The organism is Bradyrhizobium sp. NBAIM08, from assembly GCF_020193935.1.
In the GTDB taxonomy this organism is placed as follows: Bacteria; Pseudomonadota; Alphaproteobacteria; order Rhizobiales; family Xanthobacteraceae; genus Bradyrhizobium; species Bradyrhizobium yuanmingense.
Genome location: NZ_JADYVR010001015.1, coordinates 1 through 400 on the forward strand (window position 1 = coordinate 1; position 400 = coordinate 400).

The window sequence follows — 400 nt, forward strand, 5'->3', positions numbered from 1 at the left end:
GGTCAGCAGCATGAGGATTTTGGTTTTCATAGCACCTCAAGAAATAGCCTCCCCGCGCGGCGATTCAACCTTTTTCAAGGTTGCGCCGGACTTGCGGACTGGCTTGCGGGGGGTTACGGCTTGGCCATGGACCTTGCCGATTTCCGCAAAGAGTATTCCGACCGTGGCCTGAAGCGCGAGGATTTGAACGCCGACCCTGTCGCCGAGTTTTCGCTGTGGTTTTCCCAAGCCACGGAGCTGAAAGTCCACGAACCCAACGCAATGACGCTTGCGACCGTGGACGAGACCGGCATGCCCTATCAGCGGACGGTGTTGCTGAAATATTTCGATGGCGACGGCTTCGTCTTCTTTACGAACTATCAGAGCCGGAAGGCGAAGCAGATCGCGGCCAACCCACGGG

The 400-nt window shown here is 57.5% G+C and carries 1 protein-coding gene; it reads left to right on the forward strand.

What is annotated here, in order from left to right; translation table 11 throughout:
* Positions 1–126: 126 nt before the first annotated feature.
* Positions 127–400, forward strand: a 274-nt coding sequence (locus I6F37_RS43220; protein ID WP_225154866.1) for a pyridoxal 5'-phosphate synthase, incomplete at its 3' end; no start/stop codon positions are given.